This is a genomic window from Eggerthella sp. (assembly GCF_048329335.1).
Lineage (GTDB): Bacteria > Actinomycetota > Coriobacteriia > Coriobacteriales > Eggerthellaceae > Eggerthella > Eggerthella lenta.
This window is the reverse complement of sequence record NZ_DBFEGU010000371.1, coordinates 1-1,449: the sequence shown is the minus strand read 5'-3', so window position 1 is coordinate 1,449 and position 1,449 is coordinate 1. Positions and strand designations below refer to the sequence as shown.

Annotated in this window: 2 protein-coding genes and 1 pseudogene; all 3 read left to right on the top strand. The window is 63.2% G+C overall.

Annotated features, from left to right (window positions below; translation table 11 throughout):
* Positions 1–266: 266 nt before the first annotated feature.
* Entirely contained in the window at positions 267–485 is a 219-nt protein-coding gene (locus tag ACMO6A_RS11545) for a hypothetical protein (RefSeq protein ID WP_418471297.1), read from the top strand.
* 234 nt (positions 486–719) lie between these two features.
* Entirely contained in the window at positions 720–1,112 is a 393-nt protein-coding gene (locus ACMO6A_RS11540) for a hypothetical protein (RefSeq protein WP_418471296.1), read from the top strand.
* Between the two features lie 117 nt (positions 1,113–1,229).
* Positions 1,230–1,449, top strand: a pseudogene (locus tag ACMO6A_RS11535) (flotillin family protein); the annotation flags it as partial.

Sequence of the window (1,449 nt, the reverse complement as noted above, 5' to 3'; positions counted from 1 at the left end):
CGGCTGGGTGAGGCCGGAGAGGACCCCGGCCTCCATCGCCGCCGTCGCCCGGAAGGCCGCCGCGTCCTCGGCAGCCGAGAAGCCGTCGCCCGGCAAGGTCGCCGACGCTGCCCGCGAGGTCTCGAAGGACTCCGCGCCCCGGCACTGATACCATGGGGGTGCGGATGCGCCCGCAGGCGCTTTGGCATACACACGCAAACGCTCAACCGCGCATCCGCACATACCCATGCATCCGCATCCGCATATATGCGTAAAGGTGGCACGCCATGATCAGGAACGTTCTGAAACCCGACGGCACGGCGCATATCGAGCAGCAGGTCGGCAACATGCGATACGATCTCACGACGGGGCAGGTGGATACGGTGGTCTCCGGGGCAGGCGCCACGAACCTCGTCTTCGGCGCCGACGGCCGCCCGCACGTCGAGCTCACGACCGGCAGCATTCGCCAGGGTCTGGGCAGGCCCGGTTTCGATACGCTCCTGTAGGTTCCGCAATCGCACATACGCATACACGCACAATGGAACACATGCACGTCGGCATATCTACGCACATGCACATAGCCGCACACGCGCCCATCGGGCTCCAGCCTCGGTGGGCGCCTTGTTTCCGGCCGTTTTCCGTATCCGGCGTTTAAGCCGCCGGATACGGGGAATAACCACCTGAGGGGAAACGGACAGCGCCGAGGGAGGGCGCGCCCCGAAAAGGAATGGAGAACGGAAATGAGGATACCCGCAAGGGCGGCAGGGCTGCTCGTCGCCATGGCCATAGCCGCAGCATCGTTCGGCTGCATCGCGCCCGCGGCTTACGCCGAGAACGCGACCGCCGCCGTGATCTCCGACGACGGTGATCATGTCGTCGTCGACGTCGACCTGAACGGAAGTGCGCCTGTCGGCGACGCGACCGAACAAGCCGATATGAAAAGCAGTCAGGGCGAATCGGTTTCCGATGCGGAACCAGACGAGGCCTTGAAAGCATTCGAGGCCCTGATGACGGCCAACGACATCATTATAAGATCAGCGTTTTACTACATCTTACTGCCGTCTCTCTTCGCGATGGCCTTGCCTCTCCTCTTATACGAATTGCTGGAGCTACATGATCGCCGCCGCCTTTGAGTCCCGACGGTTGGACTGAACCGGTGTCGTGCCGATCGTGAGCCCGGTCCGCCCCCGACGAAGTTATCTATAACCGGGCGGCTCTGCCCGAGCCGCCCTTGAAGGGAAGGAAATCCTATGATGCTTTTCGAATCTTTGATCTTCAACCTGCTCCCCGCAGCCGTCGGCATCATGGCCGTCGTGCTGGTGTTCGAGAGCTGCTGGCGCAAATGCCCGCCGGATAAGCTCATGATCGTCTCCGGCGCCGGCAAGATGCGCTCCGTCTCCGGCAAGGGAACCTTCGTGATCCCGCTCCTCCAGCGCGTGGACACCCTCTCGCTCGGTGCCGTGCAGGTGC